This window comes from Alteromonas sp. ABM1_013 (assembly GCF_056160505.1).
The window spans coordinates 128,045-154,701 of record NZ_JBSWXH010000002.1 but is presented as its reverse complement, the minus strand read 5'-3'; the positions used below and the strand labels follow the sequence as shown (position 1 = coordinate 154,701).

Sequence of the window (26,657 nt, the reverse complement as noted above, 5' to 3'; positions counted from 1 at the left end):
TTAGCGCGCGTCCCACTTAGAAAAAGAGAAACGCGTGCTATACCTTGTTGCAGTTACAGTCCTATGGGCATTTTCCTTTTCGCTTATCGGTGAATTCTTGGCCGGCTCAGTAGATAGCTACTTTGCCGTATTAACCCGCATCATTCTTGCTGCAGCAGTGTTCCTTCCGTTTCTAAAAGTATCATTGTTAAGCGCAAAGCAAAAAGCGGCGTTGGCAGGTTTAGGTGCCGTGCAGTTGGGGTTAATGTACATTTTCTTCTACCACGCGTTTTTATATTTAACCGTGCCTGAAGTGCTGCTATTCACCATTTTTACGCCGCTCTATGTCGTTATGTTAAACGACGCTCTGTTTAAGCGATTTACTCCGTTTTATTTGTTGTGTGCACTTATCGCCACCGCAGGGGCAGCAATAATTCGCTTTGATGGCGTGACTGATGATTACTGGTTTGGTTTTGCCATTGTTCAGGGTGCTAATCTTTCCTTTGCGCTAGGACAAGTGGGTTATAAAAAGCTGACTTCGACTTTTACGGCCCAAGTGCCTTATCACAACGTATTCGCATGGTTTTATTTAGGCGCGTTAGTTGTAGCCTTACCCGCGTTTTTCCTATTCGGTAACCCAAACCAACTACCACAAAATGCCGAGCAATGGTGTGTGCTGCTGTGGTTGGGTATTGTAGCGTCGGGGCTTGGGTATTACTTTTGGAACCAAGGGGCGCTAGCCGTTTCTGGTGGTACCTTAGCTATTATGAATAACGCACTCATTCCAGCGGGGCTTGTGGTTAATTTAGTGCTTTGGCAAAAAGATACGGATTTTTTTCGTCTATTTTTTGGCGGTGCCATCATTGCTATTGCGCTTTGGATGTCTCATCAATACACCAAAAAACAGAAGCAGACCTAGCCTTACCAAAGCCAACGCTACGCAGGGCTATACTCACTTACCATAGTGTAGTCTTTGCGCGGGCCTTTGACCTGCCATGTTGAGCGCCACACAGGCCAAGTAGAGAAGTCATAGCGCACTACGTAGTTGTCATCGCCGCATAAGTGTTCGGCGTTCGGGTTGCTTGCACTAAATGTATGAAAATAACGTTCATCGTCGAACAACACTTCAAATAAACCCGTTTGAGGCTGCTGCCAGAAATACCGACGTTCTGCAGGCATTACGCTATTATTAGGTGCGGTTACTTCGCCTTTTTCGTAATACTCTAAGGTGCAACTCTCTTTATGTGCGCTGCCATTATCTTGGTCTTCTATGCCTTTGTGTTTTTTGGCTATATTGTCTTTGCCGATGTGGCCGTTATCTAGGTAGTCTTCACTTATGTAGCTTTTACCTTCTAGCCAGCTAAATTCAGCTTGGCCAGAAAAGGTAAATACATCGCCATTTCGCTGGATGATTTTGCGCGTTAGCGTCCATTGTCCAGCAAAATCGTCTAAGGTATGAGGATGATTCTCTATCATTGCTCTCCCTTACCAAAAATAGGTAACAGTGGCAGAGTATTGGTCGCCGCGCCCCGGCGTACCAGGAATTTCTTCAAAGCGCTCATCCCACAAGTTATCTACGGCCAATACTAGGTTTAACCCTTCAATCTGAGCCGGTGAATAGGTAAGGGTGGCATGCGAAAAGAACGCAGAGTCACTGCCGTTTCTAAGCGCGTTGGTTTCTTGTTTTCGCCACTCGTTATCAATGCGAATTTCAACCGTTTCAGTTGCGAACCACACCAATCCAAGGGTTGCGCGATGCGGCGGGTAGTTAAGCGCGTAAAAGCTCGCGTCTACCTCATCAATTCGATAATCTTCAGACTTGTCTAAATAGGTATAGCTGGCCACCACATCTGCGCTATCAAAGCGTTTAATGGCAATCACCTCAACACCTAAGGTTTCGATATCAACCGGGTTTGCACTGCGCGCTGAAGTAGCGTCGAAGCTATACGTCCAATCTGTCAGCTCGTTATCCCAGCGATAGAATACGGCGGTATCAACTTTGAAAGACGTTTTATCAAATGACGCCCCAAACTCTAGGTTTTTGCTGACTTCTCGCTGTAATTGATTGTTACTTCTAAACAAACCGCTTGTGGTACTGCCGCCTACAGCAGTGTAGCCAGCCACCTGCGTCGCCTCTGCATACGAAAGATAGAGTGTACGCGAGGTATTGCTCCCTGTTTGGGTAAGCCAACTAATATCGCCCACAAAAGACAGTCGGTCGTCGTCGCGGTTCGTATCGTCAAACGCTCCACCTAAACGAACGGTAAGCGATTCATTGCTGTTCAACTGCGTTCGATACTCGGGCACTACACTTATTTTGTAGTAGTCGCGAGAGGTGAAATTGTTTTCTAGCGTGGTTGATGTGATGTCGTCTGCAGTAAGCTGTGCGGCGTAGTTAATACCGAATTCTTGCGAAACATTATGAGTACCAGAAAGCGCCAATGACTTCACTTTGGTTTCGTGAAACGCCTGAAACGCTTCAGGATTTTCACGTGAGAACACGTAATGGTCGTCATTCTCTCTGTAGTAAGCAGAAACCTCAAAGGTATTTTTCATGCTCTCTTCTCCGTAGCGCTGTTTGTGATTTAGCATGACCAAACGGGTTTGAATGTCTTCTGTCTCGTTTACATTAAAAGGCGTGTACAAGTTAGGCCAGCCAAAAAACTTTTGCTGAAAGCCATAAAACACGTCTGTTTGTGAGGTTTTACTTGCCAGCTGAATACGTCCAGACGCGCGTTCGAAATTATGATCGCCATTAGCGATAGAGCCATCACTTTCAGAGCGAGAATACTCGCCTTCAACCCCAACAGACCAACCGGCTTTCAAACCAAGTAAGCCATCAAGCGAGTGCTTTACTGCACCGTGTACACGCTGCAAATTGAAGTTGTTATTACCTACTCCCACTGACACACTGCCTGCTGTTTGGATAGGACGCCAGCCGTAAGACACCGTACCTACAGAGCTATTTACGCCGTAAAGCGCATTATCGACGCCCGTGAAAATACTCGGTTCCGTCAACATTTCTGGCGCAATAGGAATTTCAGCGAAATAGTGCCCCGTTTGCGGGTCGATAAGCGTTGCGCTTCCTATGCGAAACCCCGTGTTTTCGAATATACCGCCGCGAATAGTCACGTCAGCCTGCGCTTCTGCCATGTTCCTCGATTGCAAATCGACACGCGGGTCGTACTCTAAATTTGAAATAGGTGAATTAAACGTGCCTACCGGCTTGTCATTCGCCGTCGCCGCCCCTTCAATCGTAATTTTCTCCACGCCTTTTTCGTTACTGTTCACGCCAGCGTTAGCGCTTGAAGTATCAACACTTTCAGCGGCCATGGCAGAAAAAGGTAGAGTACAAAAGAGTAATGAGAGGGTTGTATGACGCATTTAGTGTCCTAGTTCAAATTTACGGGTAGCAAGCAATAAGGCGTGACAAAAACGCGAAGTGTATAGCATTGGCAGTCAGAGGAAAACGCCAGATAGTTGAGTTTGGACCAGTATATTCACTTTGCAACAACGCTTTGTAATAACGCTTTGCGCGTTTTTACTTTTCGGAAGAAGCACCCTGTATGCATTTAGTCCTCAATAATCATCAATTTCACCTCTTCACCCATCAATACCATTGATAAAAGAAACGAGATAACATAACATTCGCAGCCTCTACTAAACCTGCCAAAGACACGTAATACCTTGCTTATGCTTGACCTTAAAAAACCGTTTATATTTTCTTTAGCCGCATTATCAGTAAGCGCCGCTGCGCAAAGTGATGATGGCTCCCTTCAAGGCGCTCATGATGAACTTGAGCACATTGAGGTAAAGAGGCACTTTCAGCCTTATCGTGGAAATGTACCGCTAATAGATACGCCTCAAGCAATCGACCGAATTACTGCTGATACCTTAGCGAATGAAGGGATCACGCGCTTCATCGATGCGCTAGATTTTGCGCCCACCATTGTTAGACAAAACAATTCTGGCGGCATGTTCGATAGCTTCGCGATCCGAGGGTTTTCTGGCGATGAAAATAACCCGTCGGGTTATCTAATAAACGGCTTCAACGTGCGAGGCTACAGCGGTAATAGAAGTACCGTTAACGTTCAAACCATAGAAGTAATGAAGGGTCCGGGATCAGCCTTATATGGTCAAGGTGAACCTGGCGGTACCATTAACGTTATTACCAAAAAACCTCAGTTCGAAGAGCAAGGCTACATCCAGGGTACCGTAGGTAATTTTGATAAAAAACAAGTAGAGTTCGATTACACGAACGGCATTAATTCAGACATGGCGTATCGCGTTAACGGTTCATACGAAGACTCTGATACTTATCGCGATAACGTGTTTTTCAAGAATTTGAACCTTAACCCTTCATTCATTTGGAATATTTCTGATCACACCAGCTTAAGCTATCAGATGGAAATACTGGATCAGGAAAAGCCGCTTGATCGCGGTGTGTTCATATTAAATAACGACTTTGACGCCGTAGATGCCGAAGACTTTTATGGTGATGTTAGAGACGGAGCCCATGAAGTTAAAGCCTTCGGACATCAGCTAGTGTTAAATCACGAGTTGAATCACAACTGGCATTTACTCAGTGGCTTCGCCTACAGAGACTCTTCTTTTGAAGGGCAGTCTTCAGATACTGAACTGTCAGAAGGCCGTCAGCTTTTGTATACCGACCCATCTATACTTTCAAGGCAACGCAGAACCCGTGACTATCAAGCGCAAGACTTATCACTACGCTTTGAATTAAGTGGCGTGGTAGACGTGGCAGGCTTCGTAAATAACGTCTTGTTTGGCTTGGACTATTACAACTACCACATCGATACAGACTATCGTCGTTGGCGCACTGCGTGGGGTGCTGGTGATACCACTTACAGCATCGACCCTGAAAATCCAGACTACGCTATTTTCAGACCTGACGTTACGCCCACTACACTCACAGCTGAAAAGCAGAAAGGGTTAGGTTTCTACGCACAAGATGTTATTGAACTCACCGATGCAACCAAGCTTTTAGTTGGCTTTCGCGTGGACAAATTCGAGCAAGACATTCTTAATAAGTTAAGCAATGAAGGGCAAGAACAAGACCAAACGGAAGTGACGCCGCGCTTTGGCTTCGTGTATGAAATCAATGATTCTGTAAGCCTTTACACTAGTTATGCAGAAGGTTTCAGACCCAACCCCGGACTTGACTCTGACCGCAACGCGTTTGACCCTGAAGAGACCACCTCTTTTGAGGTAGGAGCTAAGTGGGAAAACATTGCTGATATGTTTTCTGGTAGCGTCGCTATTTTTGATGCTGAAAAGACCAACATGCTTACCGCTGAACCTAACACTGGCTTTTCAGCTACGCTCGGTGAAGTTGAAAGCCAAGGGGTAGAATTTCAGTTAACGACTGACCTTACTTCAGACATTCGCCTTGATATGGCCTACGCATACATTGATGCTAAAACCGCTAACGAAGTCAATAACTTGGATTGGGGCGTGCCTATTCCTAAAGGGTCGCGCTTAATCAATATTGCCAAGCATTCGGGGTATATCTCGCTTAACCATTTCACCAGCATCTTTGAAAAAGAAGCGTTCTTTGGTGTGACCATGCGTTACGTGGGCGATCGCTTAGGGCAAACCACGGATCCAACATTCATTTTGCCGTCTTATACCCTTGTGAACTTAGCAGGGTCAGTGAATATCAGCGATGCGCTTTCTATGAGATTTGACGTTAACAACCTGTTCGACAGAGATTACTTTGAGAACTCATACCATCAGCTTTGGACCATGCCGGGCTCACCAACTAACTATACGGTGAGCGTTAAATACCAGTTCTAGTATTCAGTTTCGAGAACCTCTGTTTCAGTAAGTTTTTCCAAGTGCGCTAGAAGCGCGTTTAAAACCGAAAATAAAAGCCGGAAGTGTTTTCATCGCTTCCGGCTTTTTAATTTTATAGCTTCAGAAAATGTAAGGGCTGTGTGCCTTGTTATAGACGCTCTAAATCAAACGCGCCTTGCTTTGAGAGCTTTTCGTTCAACGGCTTCACTTCTTCACCAAACAAGGTTTCTAGCTGCACTTTGTACTGCTGCCACTTTGACTCTAAGTCTTCCAACCGTTTTAGTGCACCAGCTTGTGCAGGCGCGCCCGTTCTGTCGAAGTTATCCATCAAGAAACGTACTTGTCTGTCGAGCATATTCGGCCAGTTAATGTCATCTTCAAAAGTTTGATGTTTGGGCTGAATAACCAACGCTTCCCAGTCGTCGATTGCACTAACAATGCGCTCGATTGAAGCCGACACATCGCTTGCCAGCATTACGTTATCTTCAGAAACGCCGTTTAATTGTGCTCGCACATCACGGGCTTTTTGCAGGTGAGCAAACAAATCATTCAGTAAGGTTTCTGTAGCCTGAATGCTCTTTTCAACCACTTGAAGCTGCGCTTTATCTGCTTCTTCTCTTGGGTCTGGAAGTACTTTAAATGTGCGGGTTTGTGCCTGTTCACCTACTGTGATTTTCGCTTTGTAGTCTCCAGGCATAACACGGGCGCCTTTCCAACCACCAAACAGCTTTACATTCTCGATGCAGTTCAACGGCTCACGTCGAAGATCCCATACAAATTCGTTGTAACCCGCTTTTGTTGCAGGGTGTTTAAATTTGATGGGGCTACGAACGTCTTCATTACCCTTCACGCATTTTTCAAATGCACTAGGTGTCGATGACAGTGTGCGAACAAGCTCGTTATTGGCATTAAATATATCAATGCGTAGCGTTTGCTCTTCTTCTAGTGCGTCTTTCAAGTAATAACGGAAGGTAGCGCCACGCGGTGGATTCTTCGCTTGAGGCTGGTCAGTCATGCCACCGCCAGATAGCAAGCGAATGCCATCTACGGGTTCAAACTGAAACAGCGCTTCGTCATCTAGCGACTTGTGCACTTCACGTAGCGGGCTCATGTCGTCTAATATCCAAAAGCCTCGTCCTTGGGTTGCTACAACGAGATCATCACCTTTTACCTGCATATCGGTAATTGCCACAGGCGGCAGGTTTAAGTCTAGTTCTTGCCAGTGTTTACCGTCGTCGAAACTAATAAACATGCCGCTTTCTGTACCCGCGAACAGCATACCTTCGCGCTCTGTATCTTCACGCACTACGCGAACAAAGGCGTCCTCTGGTAGACCTTCGTCAATACGCTTCCAGCGCTTGCCGTAGTTGTCGGTTTTGTAAATGTAAGGCGTGTAGTCATTTAATTTATAGCCTGCTACCGCAACGTAAGCTCTGCCTTGTTCATGAGGGCTAAGTTCTATGGCATTGACCTGCGCTTCTTTTTTATGAGGGGTGATATCTTTCCAGTTTTTGCCCTCATCACGGGTTATATGCAGCTTACCGTCATCGGCTCCCACCCAAAGTTCACCTTTATTAACCGCTGATTCGGCAATATAGAAAACCGTATTGTAGTATTCAGCCCCAGCTTGCTCATTGGTAATGGGTCCGCCGTTCAAGCCTTGCTTTTCAGGCTCGTTACGGGTTAAGTCTGGGCTGATTTCTTGCCAGTTCACACCGCGATCTGTGGTTTTTAAGATCATCTGCGTGCCGTAATAGACTGTGTCAGGATCATGCTTTGACACTACCACTGGGGCATTCCAGTTGGTGCGATACTTTTGATCTCGTGCGTTTCGGCCAAACACATATTCAGGGTAAGGCATAATAGGTCGCGTAAGCCCGGTGTCGCGGTTGTATTCGGTTAATGTGCCGTTGATTGTAGTAGCGTAGATCAGGGTGGGATCGTCAGGGTTGAACGCAATATGCGCACTCTCGCCGCCGCCCACGGCAAACTGATCTTCTATTCCCATACCGTCACCCCAGGTTTCAGACGGGGTTGCCATGGTCGTGTTATCTTGCTGCCCGCCATAAACATAGTAGGGGTTTAAGTTGTCGGTAATTACACGATAAAACTGCGCTGTTGGCTGGTTGTAAATGCTCGACCACGATTTACCACCGTCGAAGGTAATGGTTGCGCCACCATCGTTAGCGTTGATCATGTTTAAGCTGTTTTCTGGGTTTATCCACATATCGTGGGTATCACCGTGGGGCAAAGATTTAATTTCGAAGGTTTTACCGCCATCAATGGATTTATGCAGCTGCACATTCATCACATACAGGGTATTTTCGTCGTTAGGGTCAACCTTAATATGATTGTAGTACCACGCACGGGCTTTAAGAATATTATCGCCGTTCATTAACGCCCAAGACTTACCCGCATCATCACTACGATATAAACCACCTTCATCAGCCTCGATAATGGCGTAAAGACGCTTTGGGTTAGACGCGGCGATATCAACACCTACTTTACCAATAAGCTTGGGCAGGCCTTTTTCTAGCTTGTCCCAGCTTTCGCCGCCATCTGTTGACTTATAAAGGCCACCGCCCTCACCGCCCGATTTAATAAACCAAGGCGTTCTGCCGTGATGCCACATGCTGGCATAGAGAATTCTCGGGTTAGTAGGGTCGATAGCTAAGTCGGCAGCGCCAGTATCGGCATTCACTTTTAATACGTGCTGCCATGTTTTACCGCCGTCTATCGTTTTGAATATACCGCGTTCTTCATTAGGCCCCCAGATATTGCCCTGCACTGCAGCCCAAGCTATATCGGGGTTGGTGGGATGTATGCGAATTTTAGGGATTTGACCGCGTTTATCTAAACCCACCAGCTTCCAGGTTTCACCGCCGTCCGTAGATTTATAAACCCCTTTTCCATGACTAGTAGTTACGCCTCGAATAGGGCCTTCACCCGTACCTACATAAATAACGTTTGGATCTGAAGGCGCAACAGCGATAGAACCTATGCTGCCTACCTTAAATGTTTTATCGGATATAGCTTTCCAGGATAAACCCGTGTTTTCGGTTTTCCAAACACCGCCACCTGCGGTGCCCATGAAATAAAGATTGGTATTACCTTCAACCCCAGTAACCGCCACAGAGCGCCCACCGCGATAAGGCCCAATAAAGCGATACTCCATTTTATCGAAAAGTTCGGGGTTAACCGTATCTTCAAGTGCGAATGCAGAATGCGAGAAACTAGAAAGTGCGCTTACGCAAATAGCAAAAGCGGCCACCATTTTCCGAGAAACCAGTCTCTGTGAAACCATAGATAGTGCCTTGTCGTGTTTTTATTTTAAAAAAGAAGAACTTCTTATACTGCTTTGTTGAAGGCGTTATGGCAAAAGTTTTTGTAGTGGGCAAAACTGTTAGTTGGTGATATGTGACGGAATATAACTTTAAAAATAATCCCTCAACACACACTCGCTGTTGGAAAGCTTAGCGACTATACGCTCACCAAAGCCGGGTAAAAACTCGATGGTAATAGAGACTCCTTCGCCTCGGCTTTCCATTGGATAACCGCTTAGCCACTTAAGGTAGGTTTCTACTTCGCTATCTGTTAGCACCATCGATTCATTCAGAGCATCCTTGGTTGATTGGATAGTTTCTCTGTCAAAGTCACTGCTACTATCATCTTGTTTTTCAGGCTCTGCAGCATCATTGGAATTGGTATATGGCTGTTTTTTCATGGCGCTTCCTTAAAGTCATCACTACAGACTAGGTGTTTCTTTGTTATGAATATCTAGATTAAACAAAGAAATGTATTGCCTGAATAAGCAGTTGTCTTAGCCCGTTTACGATTTCGTTGTTCATCTATTGCCTCAGCCCTTACAATGAATGCATTCTGTTGTTACGGCGTTAGCATTAGTGACTCGCGCTGTGTAATTCGACACCTAATTACTGAAGAGACTTTTTTTATGAGATTTCTACTTTCGATAGCTTTCACTATTGCGCTTGCAGGCTGTGCAACCCTTTCTCAGTTAGCGGTTTATACGGTTTCTAATGCCGAGCTAGAGCAAGTACTTGATAGCCAAGTAAGCAAACTGCAAAAGCAAACGTCACTTGCTGGTATTCCTCTGTATTTGGATGTGGAAGATATGACGGCGATCATTGGGCCAGATGGCAGAGACGTGGTGCAGCTAGGCGCAATTGCCACCGCTCGCGTTAGTGCCTTTGGTTTGAACTACCCTGCTAAGGTAAGCCTTTCATTAGAAGGCATGCCTTATTACGACAGTGAAGAAAAAGCGATTTTTGTGCGCTCGTTGTCGCTACTTGATAGCACCATTGATGCAGGCGGTTTTAAAGGTAACTTAGCGCCTGTAAGCGGTGAATTTATGCAGCTAATAAACGGTTATTTAGCATCGAACCCGGTTTATCGCTTAGACCCAGCAAACAAAGCGGTGAACGTACTTTCAACCGTGCCTTTACAGCTAACCGTTGAGCAAGGGCAGCTTGCGCTTCGACCTAAACAATAATCATTGAAACACCGTAAGCAGTGTCGAGGTTACTAATTGTTAAAGGTACTAAAGTAACCTGAGCCTCGATGCTCGCAAACAGATTTTCCCATTCAGTGAAATAGGCAGGCATAGTGACAGAACGTATCAAAACGCTAGATGAATTTGCAAAGCATGTAGATTATTCATTACTAAATACCCTTACCCCAGACCCACAGTCGACGTGTGATGGCAACGACCATGACCCGCGCCAAGTGTTCTCTGGTCACTATGTGCCGGTTACTCCGACCCCATTATCTTCACCCAAATATATTGCGCACAGCGAAACGCTATTTGCTGAATTGGGCTTAGACGATAACTTGGCTACAACTAAAGATTTCACCCAGCTGTTTTCAGGCGAAATGTCTGCAGTGCCTGAATCTATGAAGCCTTTCGGCTGGGCGACCGGCTATGCGCTTTCTATTTACGGTACGGAGTACACACAGCAATGCCCCTTTAGAACGGGTAATGGCTATGGTGACGGTCGCGCTATCTCTATTGTTGAAGGGATATTTAACGGTAAGCGTTGGGAAATGCAGTTAAAAGGCGCGGGTCGCACGCCTTATTGTCGCGGCGCAGATGGTCGAGCCGTATTGCGCTCTAGCGTGCGCGAATTTTTAGTACAAGAACACATGCATGCGCTTGGTATACCCACTTCCCGCTCTTTAAGTTTGTTCATGTCTGAATCAGACACAGTAGACAGGCCTTGGTATCGCGAAGGCTCTCATTCCTATGAGCCTGAAGTGATGGTAGAAAATATAACGGCGATATCCACCCGCGTCGCCCCATCGTTTTTGCGCGTAGGACAAATAGAGCTTTTCGCTAGGCGCGCACGCTGTAACGAACACAGCGAAGCATTAAACGAGCTAGAAGCCATTGTTAAACACCTTATTGAGCGAGAGTACGCAAGTGAAATAGACGCAGCGGCGCCATTTGAAGAGCAAGTGGTAACGCTGGCTGAGCTATTTAGAGGCCGATTAACTCGCCTAGTTTCTAATTGGGTTCGCGTAGGTTACTGCCATGGCAATTTTAATAGCGATAACTGCGCCGCCGGCGGCTTTACGCTGGATTACGGGCCATTCGGCTTTTGTGAGTTTTTTGAAGCAGACTACCAACCTTGGACAGGTGGCGGTCGTCACTTCTCGTTTTTAAACCAGCCCATTGCCGCCCAAAAGAACTTTGATATGTTTTGCCGCTCACTGATGACGCTACTTGAAGGCAACAGTGAACAACTCGCAAAGCTTGACGATATTAACGACGGTTTTTCTGACGTTATGGAACGCGCTATGGAGAGCATGTGGGCAACAAAGCTCGGCCTTGCCAGCTACGACCACGACTTGCTTATCAAGCTGCTTCAATTAATGCTTCGCACTGGCGTTGACTACAATATTTTTTTCAGAGAGCTATCATTGATACCTGAAAATATGGCGAGTTTGACGAAGAGCTTTTACTACCCGCCTAAAGCAGAGGTGATGACAGAATGGGAAGCCTGGTTACAAACGTGGCGTGAGCGTATTGAAAAGGACGCTGAAGCACAAGTTGATGCAGCAAACGCTATTGCTGCTACCGCAGAGAACATGCGCCAAGCTAACCCTAAATTCACATGGCGTGAATGGCTTATTGTGCCTGCCTACAAAGCTGCAGAGAAAGGTGACTTTACCCAAATTCACGAACTACAGAATATACTTACCGCGCCTTATGATGAGCAGACAGAAGAGGTAGAGAATAAGTATTACCAACTGCGCCCACTTGAATTTTTCAGTGCTGGCGGTGTTGCACACTATAGCTGCTCTTCTTAGCGAAGAGCAGCGGCGTCTCAGTCTACTTACAGCGAATCGATGGCAGAACTAGGCTCAGTAAACCAAACCGGGCCCTCTTCGGTCATATAGAAGTGATCTTCTAAGCGAATACCGAACTCGTTTGGCACCACGATCATAGGCTCGTTACTGAAACACATGCCAGGTGCTAGCGGGTGAGGATTATCTTTTACTAGATACGGCCATTCGTGAATATCCATGCCGATGCCATGTCCTGTTCGATGTGGCAAGCCTGGTAGATTATAATCTGGCCCTAAGCCGTCGTTCGCCAAGCTGTCTCGGGCAGCTTTATCCACTTCGCCGCAAGGAACACCGACTTTGGCGGCATTAAATGCCGCAAGCTGTGCGTGCTTTTCGCTTTCCCACATTGCCCGTTGTTTATCGGTTGGCTCACCAAAACAATAGGTACGAGTGATATCAGACAGGTAGCCGTGAACTTTACAACCCGTATCAATCAATACAAGATCGTTTTTCTTTAATACCTGCGGGTCTTTAACGCCGTGGGGAAACGAGGTCGCTTTACCAAAAAGCACAATACAAAAATAGTTACCGCTGGCGCCTACTTTTTTATGTGCATCATTAATAAATGCTTCAACTTCTGTGGTGGTAATGCCTTCATAAAGCATACTGGCTGTGGCTTTGTGTACAGCAAGGGTCATGTCCATGGCTCGCTGAATGAGCGCGAGTTCATTGCTAGATTTGTGCATACGACAGTGTGCAGTAACCTCAGCACCATTGATAATTTGCCATGGTTGTTCCAGCAGTTTATTAAAGCCATCTACAATAAAAAATTGCGTAGACTCATCCACACCCAGTTTGCTGCCACCCGCCGTATCCAGCTCGCTTAACATAGAAATGGCAAGCGCGTATGGGCTTTCATGTTCTTGCCAACCGATAATCTCGCCTTCTACTAGTTTACGCTCGTTTAATGAGTCTATTTCAAACGTAGGGGCAAGATATACAAGATCACCTTTTGCAGGTAAAAGTGCGCCGACCAAGCGTTCGCTGGCGTACCATTGCATACCTGTAAAATACGCTAAGTTAGTCCCCGCGTTTAGATATAACGCGCCAATGCCATGCTGTTGCATGTAATGCTGCGCCTTGGTAATTCGGGCTTTGTATTCTGAAAGTGGGATGGGTGTTAGGTCGCCTGTCATGTTGACGAGGCTATCTAAAGCCTGTTGTGGTGTTTTTGTGCCTATCGTTCTGCCCATTTTTTGTCCCTACACTAGCGCAAGGCTGATTTTCTATTGGAGTGTGTTCAGCCCGCCTTAACTATGAATTTATTAAAACGGGCACACTGTACAATAATGGCTAGGAAAGTCGAGATAAGCGAGGGTAGCGATGCCTGTTTAATGGCGTAACTATTGCTGAACACTCGCTTACTACAACTCAATTTTACAGTGCACTTTTCCACGCAGCTTCTGGAAGTAAGTACAAACCTTTCTCGCTTGCTGCACCTTCATTCACGATATAGCCGATGCCCGCAGCCATCACGGCTAGGGTTACGTCAAACGCATTGATGCTGTCGCCATAGCCCGCCGTTAAGTTAAACATAGAGCCATCAGCGAGAAGATACAGCGTTTTATCGCCTAGCTTATAAGCGTTAACATAAGGCATTGGCACACTGTGAGTAGCGTTATTTTTAAGGTATGGCACATCAATTTCTTTAGCTACATGGCCTACATTTAAAATAAACGCCCCGTCTTTCATGCTGTCTAAATGGCTTGAATTCACTACGCCATAGGCACCAGTTGCAGTGGCAATAACGTCAGCTTGGCTGGCTGCTTCATTCAAATCAACCACTGGCCAGCCGTCGTATTTCGCCTGCAGCGCTCTTGCTGGGTCAAGTTCTGCAACTTGAACCTGTGCACCAAACGCCTTTGCCGACGCTGCCACGCCCTGCCCTACCAAACCATAACCAATAACAACCACTACTTTTTCGTGCAGGGTTAAATGGGTGGTTTGGAAAAAGGTTTGCCATGCGCTTAAACCCACCATATGCCTGTTGTGAAGCCCTTCTTTAACTGGCAAATCATCCCAGTTAAATATCGGGTAGTTTGGCGCCATACCGTTTAAGCGGTTAATGCCAGAACCCGTTGCTTCTAAGCCCGATACAATGCTTGGAACTGGCTTGTTTGCTTTTATATTTTCATGCAGTCGAGTAGTAAGGTCCGCCCCCATTTCACATAAGTGAGTGGGTTGCCATGCTAGCGCTTTATCAAATGACTCAGACCAGTCAGCGTCGCTCATGTCTCGCCATGCATGTGCTGTTGCACCTTTATCAACAAGGTAAGACACCACGTCATCTTGAACCGTAGTAGGGTTGCACGTGGTTAAAAAGATATCGCATCCACGTGAAAGTAGCCCCTCTACCAAAGGTGCCATTTTTAAATCTAAATGCATGTTGCAGGCAAGCTTGACGTTAGACAGATCGGGAAGTGATGCAATGGCTTTGCGAGTGCGCGGCATATGCAGGCTGGCCCACGCCAGCTCTGCTTGAAAGTCTTGGTACATGAAAAGGATACTCTGAGAAAACGAAAACAGAATCATACGTGAGAATGCTGTATATATAAAACAGCGAGGTACTTCCTCTTATTTCCAACTACTCCTTTTTAATTTCTCTGGTTCTTGGCTTCTTTCTTTATTCGACGCCTTCGTTCCACAGCACCACCTTATTGCGCCCTTTCGCTTTTGCTAAATACAAGGCTTGGTCTGACTCTTTAATTAACACATTGATATCATCTTCGCCTGGAGAGGTGCCTGCCACGCCGATACTTACGGTTACACGAAGCAGTTTATTGATGTCATGGGTGAATAGATGTAGCCGCAGGTTTTCGGCTATTTGCTTAGCGTACTGAACGCGGGTATTAGGTAAAAATACTAAAAACTCTTCTCCCCCCCAACGAAAGGTGATGTCAGAGCCTCTAACCTGCCCTTTTATTTCTTCTGCCACTTTTTGCAGCACCTTGTCGCCCATGTCATGACCATACTTATCGTTAACTTTTTTAAACCAGTCGATATCAATAAGCATAACTGACATAAACTTATTACTGCGTTTTCCTAGCTCCCAAATAGGGTACACCAAATCTTCAAAAGCACGCCGGTTATAGAGCGAGGTGAGAGGATCGAGTCTTGCGTCGCGCTCAGCGTCTTTTCGCGCTTGCTGCACTTGCTTGTAGTTAAACGCTAGTGAAATAGACAGTAGAGACATTTCCAATAACATGCCAATTTCAATACCTCTAAATGCCCACTTTGAATAAGGAATAAGCCCCCACGTGGCCAAACTCGACACAGTTGCACCACCTGTTCCGCACAAAATAGCGGGGAGAAAAAACTTAGCAAGGGTGTCACCATTGCGATAGGCTAATATTCCGATACACAGCATCCAAACCGAAATTGATGTCAGTACCACCAGTTGTGACATCACCGCAAAAGAGCGGTTTCCAACTAGCACGATGATTACCGCAAGCCCAACTAGAGCACCGTAAATATACTTCCTTGACCGGTAAAGCCTGGGCAGGTAAAGCTGGGTATTAAGAAACTCGATAGTGAATCTTACCGCGCTGAATAAATAAAAAAACATAAGCGCTGGCATTAGCCACTGCTGAAGGAATACCGACTCTGACCATACCCACCAAAAACCGTGACCTGTGTAGGTGAAGTTAAACAACAGAAACGACGAAAGATATAGTGAATAAAGCAGGTAGCGCTGTTCTCTAAGATAAGAGTATAAGACGAGGTTATACAGCAACAGAATAATAAGCGCCCCATATAGAGCGCCATAAAAATACGCATTTTCCGTCGATTTATTCTTTGCCGTTCTGGGAGATCCGACATAAATGGGGATAGTCATCGGGTCTTGGGACGCAAACCGAAAAATTACCAGCGTTTCTGGCTGAGTAAACCGATAGGAAAGTGATGGCATGCGAGTATCTTCACGACGTGCGCTATGCACCTGGTTGTCACCAAGACGAACATGGTGTTTTCTTTTACCGCTTTCAAAAAAATAAACGTCGATATCATCGATCCACGCATTGTCTATTTTTATTGTAAGAGGTAAAGGTGAAATCGTTTGTTGCCGGGTTTCATCAACCTGATTGGTAAGTACGTTGTAGTTATTAAGTTCAATCTTTAGCACACCCCAAACGGTGTTATCGGTAAACCCATAACTGACTTGCCTTCCTACATTTTTGACTAAACTATTCTGCTGGTATTTTACTAAAATGTCTTCGGCGGCTGACGCACTACCGCCCTCGAAATACATCCAAAGCTTGTGATTTATCAGCTCCATCTTATCTAATGGCGCTGTTCCTTTAGCATAAGCGAAAGAAAGCCCGCCCCAAAGACTGTAAACTATCACCAAGCCAACAAAGAAAAGAAATGTTCTCATACATCAGTTCTTTCTAATAGGGGTTCAGAGACAGGGTTGGAATTAGAAAAGCTTAACCCTTGTAAACTTAAATATTAACTTACGCTTATCAACAAGGTTTGTGAATAAGTTTATTTAGTAGATCACTATGTAGCCGCTTTTTCTTTCGTAAATTACACATTTACTTTATGCATAAGCTCAGAAGCTTGGCATACTATGGTCCTGTATGCCTATTTGCAAAGCAGCAATCTACTGCTTTGTTTCGCAAATCTACTCAATGGCGTTAGTTCTTTTTATGCTTAGCTTTATTACCAGTACCCTTATTCCTGTATTGATCCTTCTTTTGATGGGGTGGCTTTTCTTTCGTATTAAGTGGCTGAATGAAGGCTTTATAGAGGCTGGGTCAAAGCTGGTATTTAACGTTGCGCTTCCTGCTCTCCTGTTCCTATCAATCGCCAGAGCTGACTTTTCCAAAGCCGCGAATCTATCCCTTATGAGCGTGGGCGTGATAGGTACACTTATTGTATTTGCAGCGCTCATGGTTATTTCTCATTTGACAGTACATCCTTACAAAGCCAGAGGTGTAGTTGTTCAGGGCGGCTTTCGAGCCAATATGGGTATTATCGGCTTAGCCTATTGTGCTAACACCTATGGGCAAGAAGGACTTGCTGTAGCGTCTGTCTATATGGGGTGTATTACCATCTTATTTAATGTACTTTCAGTGTTTGTTCTTAACTTTTACCAAGGTACGTCGCGCTCCTTAATGGGCCAAGTTACCGGCATGGCGAAAAACCCGTTGATCTTATCGATTGCCGCAGCTCTGCCCTTTTCATACTTCGAATGGCAGCTTCCCGATACCCTAGTGAAAACAGGAGAGTACTTCGCACAGCTTACCCTGCCACTTGCGCTTATATGCACCGGCGCATCACTGCAGTTCCGCTCTTTTTCCAGTGACTGGTTTAATATTGTGCTTAGTACAACCAGCAAATGTGTAGTTTACCCATTTGTATTGGTTGCCCTTGCCTATGCTTTTGGTTTTAAAGGGATGGAGCTGGGTATTGTTCTTTTATTAGCCATCTCACCAACCGCTGCAGCAAGCTATGTCATGGTGAGAAACTTAGGAGGCGACTATCGCTTAGCAGCAAGTATTATCGCAGTCAGCACATTAGCGTCTTTACCGATTACCGCCCTCGCCTTTGGGGTACTAAGCAAATTGCACCTTGTGTAACGCATCAAGGCTATTCCTATTTGCATAGAGCTATTTCGCAATTTTCTCGTTCACAGCGTTCCATTTGAGTAAAAAAGCTCCCATAGCCTAGCAACAGCTAGCCAGCACATATTACCAATTTTATTTTTATTTTTTACCAAAAATTAAAATTGGCCTATCCACCACATCTTCTATTCTGTTATTGTGTTTATTACAAATTGTCATTTTTAAATAACAACATTTTTACCCTACATCCGTTGTTACCTGTTTTCATCAATGGCTATTTGATAACAAGGAAATAAATACAATGAACATCAAGAAATTTAGCCTTACCATGCTAGCTGTTGGTATCAGCCTATCGTCTTTTGCTAGTGAAGCAAAAGGTCACCCTAACCTTATTCTTACCGAGCCTGGCGTAGAAAGAATGAGAGACAACTTGGGTGAAGTTCCTCTATTTGATAAAAGCTTGGCAATCGTTAAGCAAGAAGTAGACGCCGAAATTGCAATGGGTATTGATACGCCCATCCCTAAGGATTTCTCCGGTGGTTACACCCACCAGCGCCATAAACAAAACTTCTTCATTGCGCAAAAAGCAGGCGTACTCTATCAAGTGTTAGAAGAAGAAAAATACGCCAAATACATCCGTGACATGTTGTTTCAATATGAAGCCATGTACAAAGACTTACCTTTGCACCCGCAAGAGCGTTCCTACTCTCGTGGCAAACTTTTCTGGCAGTGCCTAAACGACAGCAACTGGCTGGTTTACATGAGCCAAGCTTATGATGCTATTTACGATTACCTATCAGCTGATGAACGCAAAACACTAGAGGACAACCTCTTCCGTCCGTTTGCCGATTTCATTTCGTTAGAAAACCCACAATTTTTTAACCGCGTTCACAACCACAGTACCTGGGGCATCGCTGCCGTAGGCATGATTGGCCTTGTTATGAACGATGAAGAGCTTATTCAACGCGCCCTTTACGGTATTGAAGACGATGGCTTAGAAGTGGGCGGTAAAGACAACGATGGCGGTACTATTAAAGTAGAAGGTCAGCGTAAGGGCTTTTTTGCTAATTTAGAAGAACCCTTCTCTCCTGATGGCTACTATACCGAAGGCCCTTACTATCAGCGCTATGCAATGTATCCTTTTCTAATACTCGCGCTGGCTATGGAGAACAATCGTCCAGACTTAAAAGTGCTACAACATAAAGATAATGTTTTGTTGAAGGGTATTAATGCACTTCTTAACCTTTCTGATGCCGATGGTGAATTTTTCCCGCTTAACGATGCACAAAAGGGCATGTCTTATAAGAAAGCCTCTTTGGTAACTGCAGTCGACCTCGCCTACTTTTACGGAGAAAAAGATCCTCGCTTGCTAAGCGTGGTAGAGAAGCAAGGACAAGTGCTTCTTCAAGAGTCGGGGCTTGAAGCCGCTATTGATATTCGAGATGGCAAAGCGGTTCCCTTTGTAAAGTCTTCCGTGAATTTAAGTGATGGCCCTAACGGTGACCAAGGCGGTGTAGGCATTTTGCGTTATGGCAATGAAAACCTAACGCTGGTGTTTAAATATGCCGCTCAGGGTTTAAGTCACGGCCACTACGATAAGTTATCGTTCTCCTTATACGAAAAAGGCGAGGAAGTTCTGCAAGATTATGGCCTAGCTCGCTTTGTAAATATCGGTCAAAAAGGCGGTGGTAACTATCTAAAAGAAAATACCACGTGGGCTAAGACAACCATTGCACATAATACTTTATCAATAAATGGCACAAAGCATTTTGATGGTGTGTACGACGTTGCCAGCCAGCATCACTCAGAACTTTTCACTTTTAACGCAGAAGATGACAACGTAAAAGTGGTTAGCGCAACAGAAGAAAATGCCTATCCCGGCACGTTAATGCACCGCACTATGGCCGTTATCAAAGACGAAAGCTTCGAAAAGCCGTTTGTGCTAGACATTTTACGCGTTGATTCTGACAAGAAAAATCAATATGACCTACCCTTTTATTACATGGGTCAGATAATTGATAAGAACTTTACTCACGTGTCGCCTACCAGCTTATCACCATTTGGTGAAGACAATGGCTATCAACATTTATTTGTAGAGGGCAAGGGTAACGCGAGTGAAGGCAACACTAAGTTCCAGTGGCTTCAGCATGGCAAGTATTATACGCTGACTACGGTTACCAACGCTGAAGACGAGGTGTATTTGACTCGCATTGGCGCAAACGATCCAGACTTCAATCTACGTCGCGACGCAGCGATTACGCTTAGACGAAATGATACTCAGGACACTTTATTTGTTTCTGTAGTAGAACCTCATGGTTCATACAGCCCGGTAAGTGAATCGTCGATTAACTCAAGAAGCAGTATCAAAAGTCTTGAGGTGGTTTTAGATAGTGACGCGTACACTGGCGTGCGTATTACCGATGTAAAAGGTAACACTCAGCTGTTTATTATCGCTAATAGCAATAATGATAACAGCGCAAAACACAAGGTTGAGATTAACGGTGATAGCTATAGCTGGGTAGGCCCTTACTTTTATATGTAAAAGCCTATAGGTGAAAAGCGCTTCACTCTTATCGCGAAGTAACTTAAAACAAAGCCTCATTAGAGGCTTTGTTCATTTTAAATTCTTACTTTTTACTTTAGCAATGGATATTCCCCCATTTTTCTTATTAATAGCACGCGCTAAAAAGGAATAGCTGGTGGCGCTATTTCAAGGGAGCCCATTACCTATAAAATTTGCCCGTCACTTTCTTGAGCTGAGCATTTTAACTTTAATAACCCTTCTATAATATTTTTACTATACTACCTTTAGTAACTAACAATTGAGCGCACGTATAATTTTTTGGAAAGTTGTGGATATCGAAAATCACCGATGTTCTCCAATCTAATCAAGCTTAAATGGATTTAAACAAATTACATGTCACAACTTTTTCAGACTCTACAGGCAAGAGTTATTATTCTGATTTTAATGATTGCCGTGCCCGGCTTCATTAGCATCTTTTACGATGCATTCGTGGAAAGAGAACAAGCAATAAAGACTGCAGTTATCCAAGCAGTAAATACCACAAAAACACACTCGAAGATCCAAGCAAACCTCATTGATAAAACACAACATTTTCTAAAGAACTTGGCGCAATTCGATGCAGTGCAGCAGCCTAGTTCACAACAGTGTAGTCGCTTCCTTGCTAACGTGCTTAAAGTAAACAGTAATTATGTAAATCTAGGTGTACCACGCGCAGATGGTGAATTGTTATGTAATGCACGAGAATTAAAACGTTCGGTAAACGTTTACGACCGACCTTATATACAACAAGCCATCGCCACCCGTAAATTTTCAATCAGTGAATTTCAAATAGACCGGGCGACAAATTTAACCAGTATTAACTTTGCCTACCCCGTTATAAATTCAAAACAAGGTAATTTAGTCGGTTTGGTTGTAGCTGTTATATCACTCGAGTGGTGGAACGAAATACTTTCTGAGTCTTACCTGCCTGATGCTACCGTGGCATTTATAACTGATAGTGAAAACAAAATTGTGGCAGCATTCCCTGCTAGACAAGAGCTGATTGGCACTCAGCTAGATATAGAAGAAAAGGGTGATAAGAGCGAATATACAGACATAACATTGGGTAATACTGTTTTTCTGACCGAAGACCCTTATCAACGGGTTTATGTAACGCACCCACTATTTGATGATGGGAAGCATATCAACATCACCATTGGTATTCCGCTGAAACATACGTTTGAAGCAATTGATACCAGGTTAACGACAACCACCCTTATATTAGCGTTGATCGTTTTATTTTTCGTCGGTGTTTCAGTATGGCTGATTCGAAAAAACGTTTTGATACCCATAAAAACCCTTTTGAAGTCGACTACAGCGTTGGCCGAAGGTAAAGAAGTTGATGAGACATCGACAAAGGGCAGTATAGAGCTAAGAAAGCTTCAGCTACGTTTTGCACAGATGGCTAGAACGCGCCTAGATGCTGAAAAACAACTTATTGATAGTCAAAATTCACTGCAGGAAAGTCGAGATATCTTAGCGAGTCATATTGAAAACACACCTTTAGGGTGCGTTACTTGGGATACTGACTTCATCTGCACTGATTGGAACAAATCGGCTGAGGTGATCTTTGGCTATAGCAAAGAAGAAGCTATAGGTAAGCATGCCTCGGAGCTTGTGGTTCCAATTGAACTGCGTCATGAAATAAATGACGTATTCGAAATACTAGTCGAGGGAAAAAAAACTGTCCGTAGAGTAAACGATAACCTCACTAGACTGCTCGAAACAATCACTTGCGAGTGGTACAGCACCCCAATCTTGGACTTCTCTGGCAAAGTAATAAGCGTCGTTTCATTAGTTCAAGACATTACTGTAAACAAACGCTTAGAAGATAAATTAAAGTTATCAGCCAGCGTCTTCTCTCACGCCCGAGAAGGTATCTTTATTACCGATAGCGAATCGAACATTATTGATGTAAACAAAACCTTTGAAGAGATAACTGGCTACTCCCGAAGCGACGTATTAGGCAAGAAGCCCAGTATGTTTAAATCTGGAAAGCAGTCTAAGGAATTTTACGAGAATCTATGGAAATCGATAATCAATGACGGCTATTGGGCGGGAGAAGTTTGGAACAAGAGAAAAAACCACGAAATATATGCTCAATTACTAACGGTTAGTGCTGTAAAAGATGATGACGGCACAGTTAAAAATTACATTGCTATTTTTAGCGATATCTCCGAGACAAAAGAACAGCAATATCGTCTTGAGCAGATGGCTCACTACGATATCTTAACTAACTTACCTAACCGCACTCTACTCGCTGAACGTTTGGATAGTGCTCTTAGGCAGTGCCAGACTAATGAACGTTACGCCGCTGTTGTGTTACTTGATTTAGACGGGTTCAAAGAGATAAACGATACGTTCGGACACAGCGTAGGAGACGAGCTACTTATTACATTGGCTCACCGTTTCAAAAGCACGCTAAGCCAGGGAGATACCATTTCCCGTTTTGGTGGAGATGAATTTGTAGCAGTACTTACCGATTTAAAGCAAGCCCAGGACTTTAGGAATACAGTAAAGAACATGCTTAGAGCAGCTTCAACGCCAGTTAAATATGGTGAAAATGAACTCAAAGTTTCAGCAAGTATTGGCGTTACGGTTTACCCTTCCGACGAAACCGATGCAGAGCAACTTATCAGACATGCTGATCAAGCCATGTACTTAGCAAAACAGAAAGGGAAGAACTGTTTCCACCTTTTTGACATTGAATCAGAAGATGCGATTAAAACTCGCCATGAAACAGTTAAAAATATAAGCAAGGCGCTTCAAAATAATGAGTTTGAACTTCACTACCAACCTAAAGTGAATATGCATACAGGAGAGATTGTTGGTGTAGAAGCGCTGATTCGCTGGCAACACCCACTACGTGGACTACTTTCTCCGGCAGAGTTCTTACCCTTTATCGAAAATCACCCTCTGAGTATCGACGTTGGCGAATGGGTTATTGAACAATCGTTGCGGCAATACCACCAATGGAAGCAATTCGGCATAGACATCAAAATTAGCGTGAATATTTCTGCATTGCAGATACAACAAAGAAACTTCCCTACTCGTTTAGAACATTTGCTTTCAAAAGTACCCGAAACACCACCTAAAGCAATCCAATTAGAAGTACTTGAAACCAGCAAGCTATCTAATATCAAAAAGGTGTCTGAGATTATGGAAGACTGTGTAAATCTCGGTGTAACCTTTGCCATTGATGATTTTGGAACGGGTTATTCGTCTTTAACTTACTTAAGACGCCTGCCCGCTGAGGTGATTAAAATAGACCAGTCATTCGTTCGCGATATGTTAGTAGACTTAGAAGATAAAACGATTGTTACTGGTGTAATAGCGCTGGCTAATTCATTTAACCGCAGTGTTATCGCTGAAGGTGTGGAAAGTGTTGCCCATGGAGCATCATTATTAGCACTAGGTTGTGAGCTTGCGCAGGGGTTCGGCATAGCACGCCCTATGCCCTCCAAAGCCCTACCTACTTGGGTGGAGCAATGGGAGACAAGGGAAAAGTGGAGATAAGCTCGAGAAGTATCTTCTCTACTTTGTGGTATTAATATTGAGCTTAGTTAGATGATTCAAACAGCGTTGGATAAAGATCAGGGAGCTCGCGCCAGTGCTCGATCACCGGTACGCCTTCAAATGCACTCGATACTCCCCCTTCAATATGACTCGCCCCCGTGTATTTCACTACCGACATTCCGGCACTTAACGCACCCTTAATGCCTGCATCAGAATCTTCTATAACTAGGCATTTTTCAGGTAATACGCCCATCTTTTCTGCCGCCAACAGAAAAATATCAGGCGCAGGTTTCCCTCTTGTAACTTCAGCACTTGTGGTTACATCGCCATTAAAAATACTGTCTAATGCCGTCGTTTTTAAAGAAAAGGTGACTCGTTCAGGATGACTACTGGTCGCAATACATTTTCTAACCAAAAGACGCTGTAAAATAGCCTCTAAGCCAGGTGTGGGGATAAGTTCTTCGGCAAACACAGCCAATAGTGCAGTTAGATAATCGTCCTTAAAAGCCACGGGTAGGTTGATGTTAAAGTCTTCGGCTATCTGCGCTTTTGCAGACTCATAACTTTTACCTAGAAAGTGCCTATCGAAGTAATCACCATCTATTCTAACGCCAAGGTCGTAAAGCATAGAAATAAGCACGCGTTTACACAAAATTTCACTGTCAATAAGTACGCCATCACAGTCGAAAATAACCAACTCGATATCGGTGTTAAGTGCTGTTGGCTTTTTCTGCTCCATAATAATTCCTTGCTTATTTTGCCCGTTGTTTGCCAGATATGCCTTCCATACCTTGCTACGGTTACTGACTAAATCTTGGTTTAAAACATGCTATCTATGTTCTGTCTTTCCGGTGAGCGCTAATGTCCTAACGGCAAAGAAGTACACTATTAACTAATGTTGAGAACCTAATAGTGTACTTGCTATGCGCTCATTGATACCTTGTGTTCAACGCGTCAACAATGCAACTAAGCCGCAGAAGACGACGTTTTTTCTCCCCAAGACAACTCGGGGATAGTTACGCCATCTTTGTCGAAGTGCATGATTTTCTCTTGCGCTGCCGTTAAGTTAATTATGTCGCCGTAGGCCACTTTACAATCACCATCGGCTTTCACTGTTAATGTACCGACACTATCAACATGAACATGCAAAAAGGTTTCAGACCCTAAGTGCTCAATCACGCCAACTCTACCGGTCCACAGGCCTTTTTCTTCGGTAATCCTAAAGTGCTCTGGGCGCACGCCCAAGCTGCACGTCGGGTCACCCGTTTTTGCATCTACGCTAATAAAGTTCATTTTTGGTGAACCGATAAAGCCTGCCACGAACTGGTTTACTGGCTTTTGATAAAGCTCTAAAGGCGTACCCACTTGTTCAATAATACCGCCATTAAATACCGCAATACGGTCGGCCATGGTCATGGCTTCAACTTGATCGTGAGTAACATAAATCATGGTGGTATCTAAGCTTTTATGAAGTTCAGATATTTCTAGGCGCATATTAACGCGAAGTGATGCATCTAAGTTCGACAGCGGCTCATCAAACAAGAACGCTGAAGGCTGGCGTACTATAGCACGTCCGATAGCAACACGCTGGCGCTGTCCGCCCGAAAGCTGACCTGGTTTTCGGTCAAGGTAATCGGTAAGGTTAAGCATTTTCGCCGCTTTTTCAATTTTCTGCTCAATGATTGCAGGCTCTACTTTCGCCTGTTTTAGCGGAAACGCAATGTTGTTACGCACCGACATGTGAGGGTAAAGGGCATAAGACTGAAACACCATAGCCAAACCACGCTGGGCGGGCGGCATGTCAGTTGCGTCTTGGTTATCGATTTCGATAGTACCGCTTGTAGTATCTTCAAGGCCGGCAATCATGCGAAGCAAGGTTGACTTACCGCAACCCGACGGCCCAACGAATACAATAAATTCACCATCTCGAATTTCTAAGTCCAACGGCTTAATCACGTTAACGTCGCCGAAGCTTTTTGTTACTTGTTTTAAGGTAATACTTCCCATTTTGAAGCTCTCCTATTTAACTGCGCCGAAGCTTAAGCCGCGCACTAACTGTTTCTGACTAAACCAACCAAGAATAAGAATGGGCACTACGGCCATTACTGAGGCGGCTGATAATTTTGCGTAAAATAAACCCTCTGGACTTGAGTAACTGGCAATAAATGCTGTTAAAGGCGCTGCGTTAGCTGCTGTAAGAATGAGTGTCCAAAATGCCTCATTCCACGCCAAAATAACGTTTAACAGTAATGTTGAGGCAATGCCTGGCAGCGCTATCGGCAGCAGCACTTGGAAGATCTCTTGCTTTATTCCAGCGCCATCCATGCGTGCCGCCTCTAATATTTCATTAGGGATTTCTCTAAAGTAGGTATAAAGCATCCACACCATAATAGGCAGGTTGATAAGCGTCATTACGATGACCAGACCAATGCGCGTATCTAATAATCCAAAATCGCGAAATAGCAGGTAAATAGGAATTAACACGCCTACCGGTGGAAGCATCTTGGTAGAAAGCATCCACATAAGTAGGTTCTTTGTGCGCTTAGTTTGGACAAACGCCATCGACCAAGCTGCTGGAATAGCAATTAGCAATCCAAGGAGGCTAGCCCCAAGCGAAATCACAACTGAGTTCATAAAATGGTCGAAATAAGGAGAGCGAGAAAGCACCTCTGCATAGTTCTCTAAGGTCCAATCGAACATAAACAAACTCGGCGAAGCAGAAATAGCCTCTGACTCTGTTTTGAAGCTTGTAATAATCGTCCAAAGAATGGGGAAGAAAATCATCCCGCTTACTGTCCACGCCGCAAGGGTGTAGATAAGTTTTGATTTATTCGTATCTTTAATCGCCATTA

At 44.5% G+C, this 26,657-nt stretch carries 17 protein-coding genes; 7 read left to right on the top strand and 10 right to left on the bottom strand.

Annotated features, from left to right (window positions below; translation table 11 throughout):
* The first annotated feature begins 34 nt into the window (after positions 1–34).
* The gene (locus tag ACXAGK_RS05340; protein ID WP_474854666.1) at positions 35–898 is read left to right on the top strand and encodes an EamA family transporter; all 864 of its coding nucleotides are present in this window, start codon (positions 35–37) and stop codon (positions 896–898) included.
* Positions 899–915: 17 nt separating this feature from the next.
* Here ACXAGK_RS05340 and ACXAGK_RS05335 read toward each other — a convergent pair whose 3' ends face one another.
* A complete protein-coding gene (locus tag ACXAGK_RS05335; protein WP_474854664.1) occupies positions 916–1,455 on the bottom strand; it encodes a DUF6314 family protein in 540 nt (179 codons plus the stop codon).
* Positions 1,456–1,464: 9 nt separating this feature from the next.
* On the bottom strand, positions 1,465–3,363 hold the full coding sequence (locus ACXAGK_RS05330) for a TonB-dependent receptor plug domain-containing protein (protein ID WP_474854662.1): 1,899 nt from the start codon (positions 3,361–3,363) through the stop codon (positions 1,465–1,467).
* A 309-nt stretch (positions 3,364–3,672) separates the two neighbouring features.
* Between ACXAGK_RS05330 and ACXAGK_RS05325 the strand changes: the two genes are divergently transcribed.
* The gene (locus tag ACXAGK_RS05325; RefSeq protein WP_474854660.1) at positions 3,673–5,796 is read left to right on the top strand and encodes a TonB-dependent siderophore receptor; all 2,124 of its coding nucleotides are present in this window, start codon (positions 3,673–3,675) and stop codon (positions 5,794–5,796) included.
* 148 nt (positions 5,797–5,944) lie between these two features.
* On the opposite strand, the gene ACXAGK_RS05320 is transcribed toward ACXAGK_RS05325, so the two are convergent.
* A complete protein-coding gene (locus ACXAGK_RS05320; protein ID WP_474854658.1) occupies positions 5,945–9,100 on the bottom strand; it encodes a WD40/YVTN/BNR-like repeat-containing protein in 3,156 nt (1,051 codons plus the stop codon).
* Between the two features lie 129 nt (positions 9,101–9,229).
* A complete protein-coding gene (locus ACXAGK_RS05315; RefSeq protein WP_474805059.1) occupies positions 9,230–9,520 on the bottom strand; it encodes a hypothetical protein in 291 nt (96 codons plus the stop codon).
* A gap of 228 nt (positions 9,521–9,748) precedes the next feature.
* Here ACXAGK_RS05315 and ACXAGK_RS05310 point away from each other — a divergent pair, with 228 nt between their 5' ends.
* The gene (locus tag ACXAGK_RS05310; RefSeq protein ID WP_474854656.1) at positions 9,749–10,306 is read left to right on the top strand and encodes a YceB family lipoprotein; all 558 of its coding nucleotides are present in this window, start codon (positions 9,749–9,751) and stop codon (positions 10,304–10,306) included.
* A gap of 113 nt (positions 10,307–10,419) precedes the next feature.
* Positions 10,420–12,123 carry a protein adenylyltransferase SelO gene (locus ACXAGK_RS05305; protein ID WP_474854654.1) on the top strand — a complete coding sequence of 568 codons (1,704 nt, stop codon included), beginning with the start codon at positions 10,420–10,422 and terminating at the stop codon, positions 12,121–12,123.
* A gap of 26 nt (positions 12,124–12,149) precedes the next feature.
* Here ACXAGK_RS05305 and ACXAGK_RS05300 read toward each other — a convergent pair whose 3' ends face one another.
* The 3 genes from ACXAGK_RS05300 to ACXAGK_RS05290 form a co-directional block, all read right to left on the bottom strand.
* Entirely contained in the window at positions 12,150–13,355 is a 1,206-nt protein-coding gene (locus ACXAGK_RS05300; RefSeq protein ID WP_474854652.1) for a M24 family metallopeptidase, read from the bottom strand.
* A gap of 184 nt (positions 13,356–13,539) precedes the next feature.
* Positions 13,540–14,658, bottom strand: a complete 1,119-nt coding sequence (locus ACXAGK_RS05295) for an adenosylhomocysteinase (protein ID WP_474854651.1) — start codon at positions 14,656–14,658, stop codon at positions 13,540–13,542.
* A 127-nt stretch (positions 14,659–14,785) separates the two neighbouring features.
* The gene (locus tag ACXAGK_RS05290; protein ID WP_474854649.1) at positions 14,786–16,534 is read right to left on the bottom strand and encodes a sensor domain-containing diguanylate cyclase; all 1,749 of its coding nucleotides are present in this window, start codon (positions 16,532–16,534) and stop codon (positions 14,786–14,788) included.
* Positions 16,535–16,808: 274 nt separating this feature from the next.
* On the opposite strand from ACXAGK_RS05290, the gene ACXAGK_RS05285 reads away from it, so the two are divergent.
* From ACXAGK_RS05285 to ACXAGK_RS05275, 3 genes are all read left to right on the top strand, one after another.
* A complete protein-coding gene (locus ACXAGK_RS05285; protein ID WP_474854648.1) occupies positions 16,809–17,741 on the top strand; it encodes an AEC family transporter in 933 nt (310 codons plus the stop codon).
* A gap of 286 nt (positions 17,742–18,027) precedes the next feature.
* Entirely contained in the window at positions 18,028–20,268 is a 2,241-nt protein-coding gene (locus ACXAGK_RS05280; protein WP_474854646.1) for an alginate lyase family protein, read from the top strand.
* A 375-nt stretch (positions 20,269–20,643) separates the two neighbouring features.
* On the top strand, positions 20,644–23,805 hold the full coding sequence (locus tag ACXAGK_RS05275; RefSeq protein WP_474854644.1) for a bifunctional diguanylate cyclase/phosphodiesterase: 3,162 nt from the start codon (positions 20,644–20,646) through the stop codon (positions 23,803–23,805).
* Positions 23,806–23,848: 43 nt separating this feature from the next.
* Here the strand turns inward: ACXAGK_RS05275 and ACXAGK_RS05270 are convergent, their stop codons facing one another.
* The 3 genes from ACXAGK_RS05270 to ACXAGK_RS05260 form a co-directional block, all read right to left on the bottom strand.
* Entirely contained in the window at positions 23,849–24,544 is a 696-nt protein-coding gene (locus ACXAGK_RS05270) for an HAD family hydrolase (protein WP_474854642.1), read from the bottom strand.
* Positions 24,545–24,771: 227 nt separating this feature from the next.
* A complete protein-coding gene (locus tag ACXAGK_RS05265; RefSeq protein WP_474854640.1) occupies positions 24,772–25,812 on the bottom strand; it encodes an ABC transporter ATP-binding protein in 1,041 nt (346 codons plus the stop codon).
* A 12-nt stretch (positions 25,813–25,824) separates the two neighbouring features.
* Complete coding sequence (locus ACXAGK_RS05260; RefSeq protein WP_071959882.1) at positions 25,825–26,655, bottom strand: carbohydrate ABC transporter permease; 831 nt, start codon at positions 26,653–26,655, stop codon at positions 25,825–25,827.
* Between the last annotated feature and the right edge of the window lie 2 nt (positions 26,656–26,657).

Bases quoted from the DNA above. Each gene is read 5' to 3' on its own strand.
- ACXAGK_RS05335 (WP_474854664.1), bottom strand. From the start codon at position 1,455: ATGATAGAGAATCATCCTCATACCTTAGACGATTTTGCTGGACAATGG.
- ACXAGK_RS05330 (WP_474854662.1), bottom strand. From the start codon at position 3,363: ATGCGTCATACAACCCTCTCATTACTCTTTTGTACTCTACCTTTTTCT.
- ACXAGK_RS05325 (WP_474854660.1), top strand. From the start codon at position 3,673: ATGCTTGACCTTAAAAAACCGTTTATATTTTCTTTAGCCGCATTATCA.
- ACXAGK_RS05320 (WP_474854658.1), bottom strand. From the start codon at position 9,100: ATGGTTTCACAGAGACTGGTTTCTCGGAAAATGGTGGCCGCTTTTGCT.
- ACXAGK_RS05315 (WP_474805059.1), bottom strand. From the start codon at position 9,520: ATGAAAAAACAGCCATATACCAATTCCAATGATGCTGCAGAGCCTGAA.
- ACXAGK_RS05310 (WP_474854656.1), top strand. From the start codon at position 9,749: ATGAGATTTCTACTTTCGATAGCTTTCACTATTGCGCTTGCAGGCTGT.
- ACXAGK_RS05300 (WP_474854652.1), bottom strand. From the start codon at position 13,355: ATGGGCAGAACGATAGGCACAAAAACACCACAACAGGCTTTAGATAGC.
- ACXAGK_RS05295 (WP_474854651.1), bottom strand. From the start codon at position 14,658: ATGTACCAAGACTTTCAAGCAGAGCTGGCGTGGGCCAGCCTGCATATG.
- ACXAGK_RS05290 (WP_474854649.1), bottom strand. From the start codon at position 16,534: ATGAGAACATTTCTTTTCTTTGTTGGCTTGGTGATAGTTTACAGTCTT.
- ACXAGK_RS05285 (WP_474854648.1), top strand. From the start codon at position 16,809: ATGCTTAGCTTTATTACCAGTACCCTTATTCCTGTATTGATCCTTCTT.
- ACXAGK_RS05280 (WP_474854646.1), top strand. From the start codon at position 18,028: ATGAACATCAAGAAATTTAGCCTTACCATGCTAGCTGTTGGTATCAGC.
- ACXAGK_RS05275 (WP_474854644.1), top strand. From the start codon at position 20,644: ATGTCACAACTTTTTCAGACTCTACAGGCAAGAGTTATTATTCTGATT.
- ACXAGK_RS05270 (WP_474854642.1), bottom strand. From the start codon at position 24,544: ATGGAGCAGAAAAAGCCAACAGCACTTAACACCGATATCGAGTTGGTT.
- ACXAGK_RS05265 (WP_474854640.1), bottom strand. From the start codon at position 25,812: ATGGGAAGTATTACCTTAAAACAAGTAACAAAAAGCTTCGGCGACGTT.
- ACXAGK_RS05260 (WP_071959882.1), bottom strand. From the start codon at position 26,655: ATGGCGATTAAAGATACGAATAAATCAAAACTTATCTACACCCTTGCG.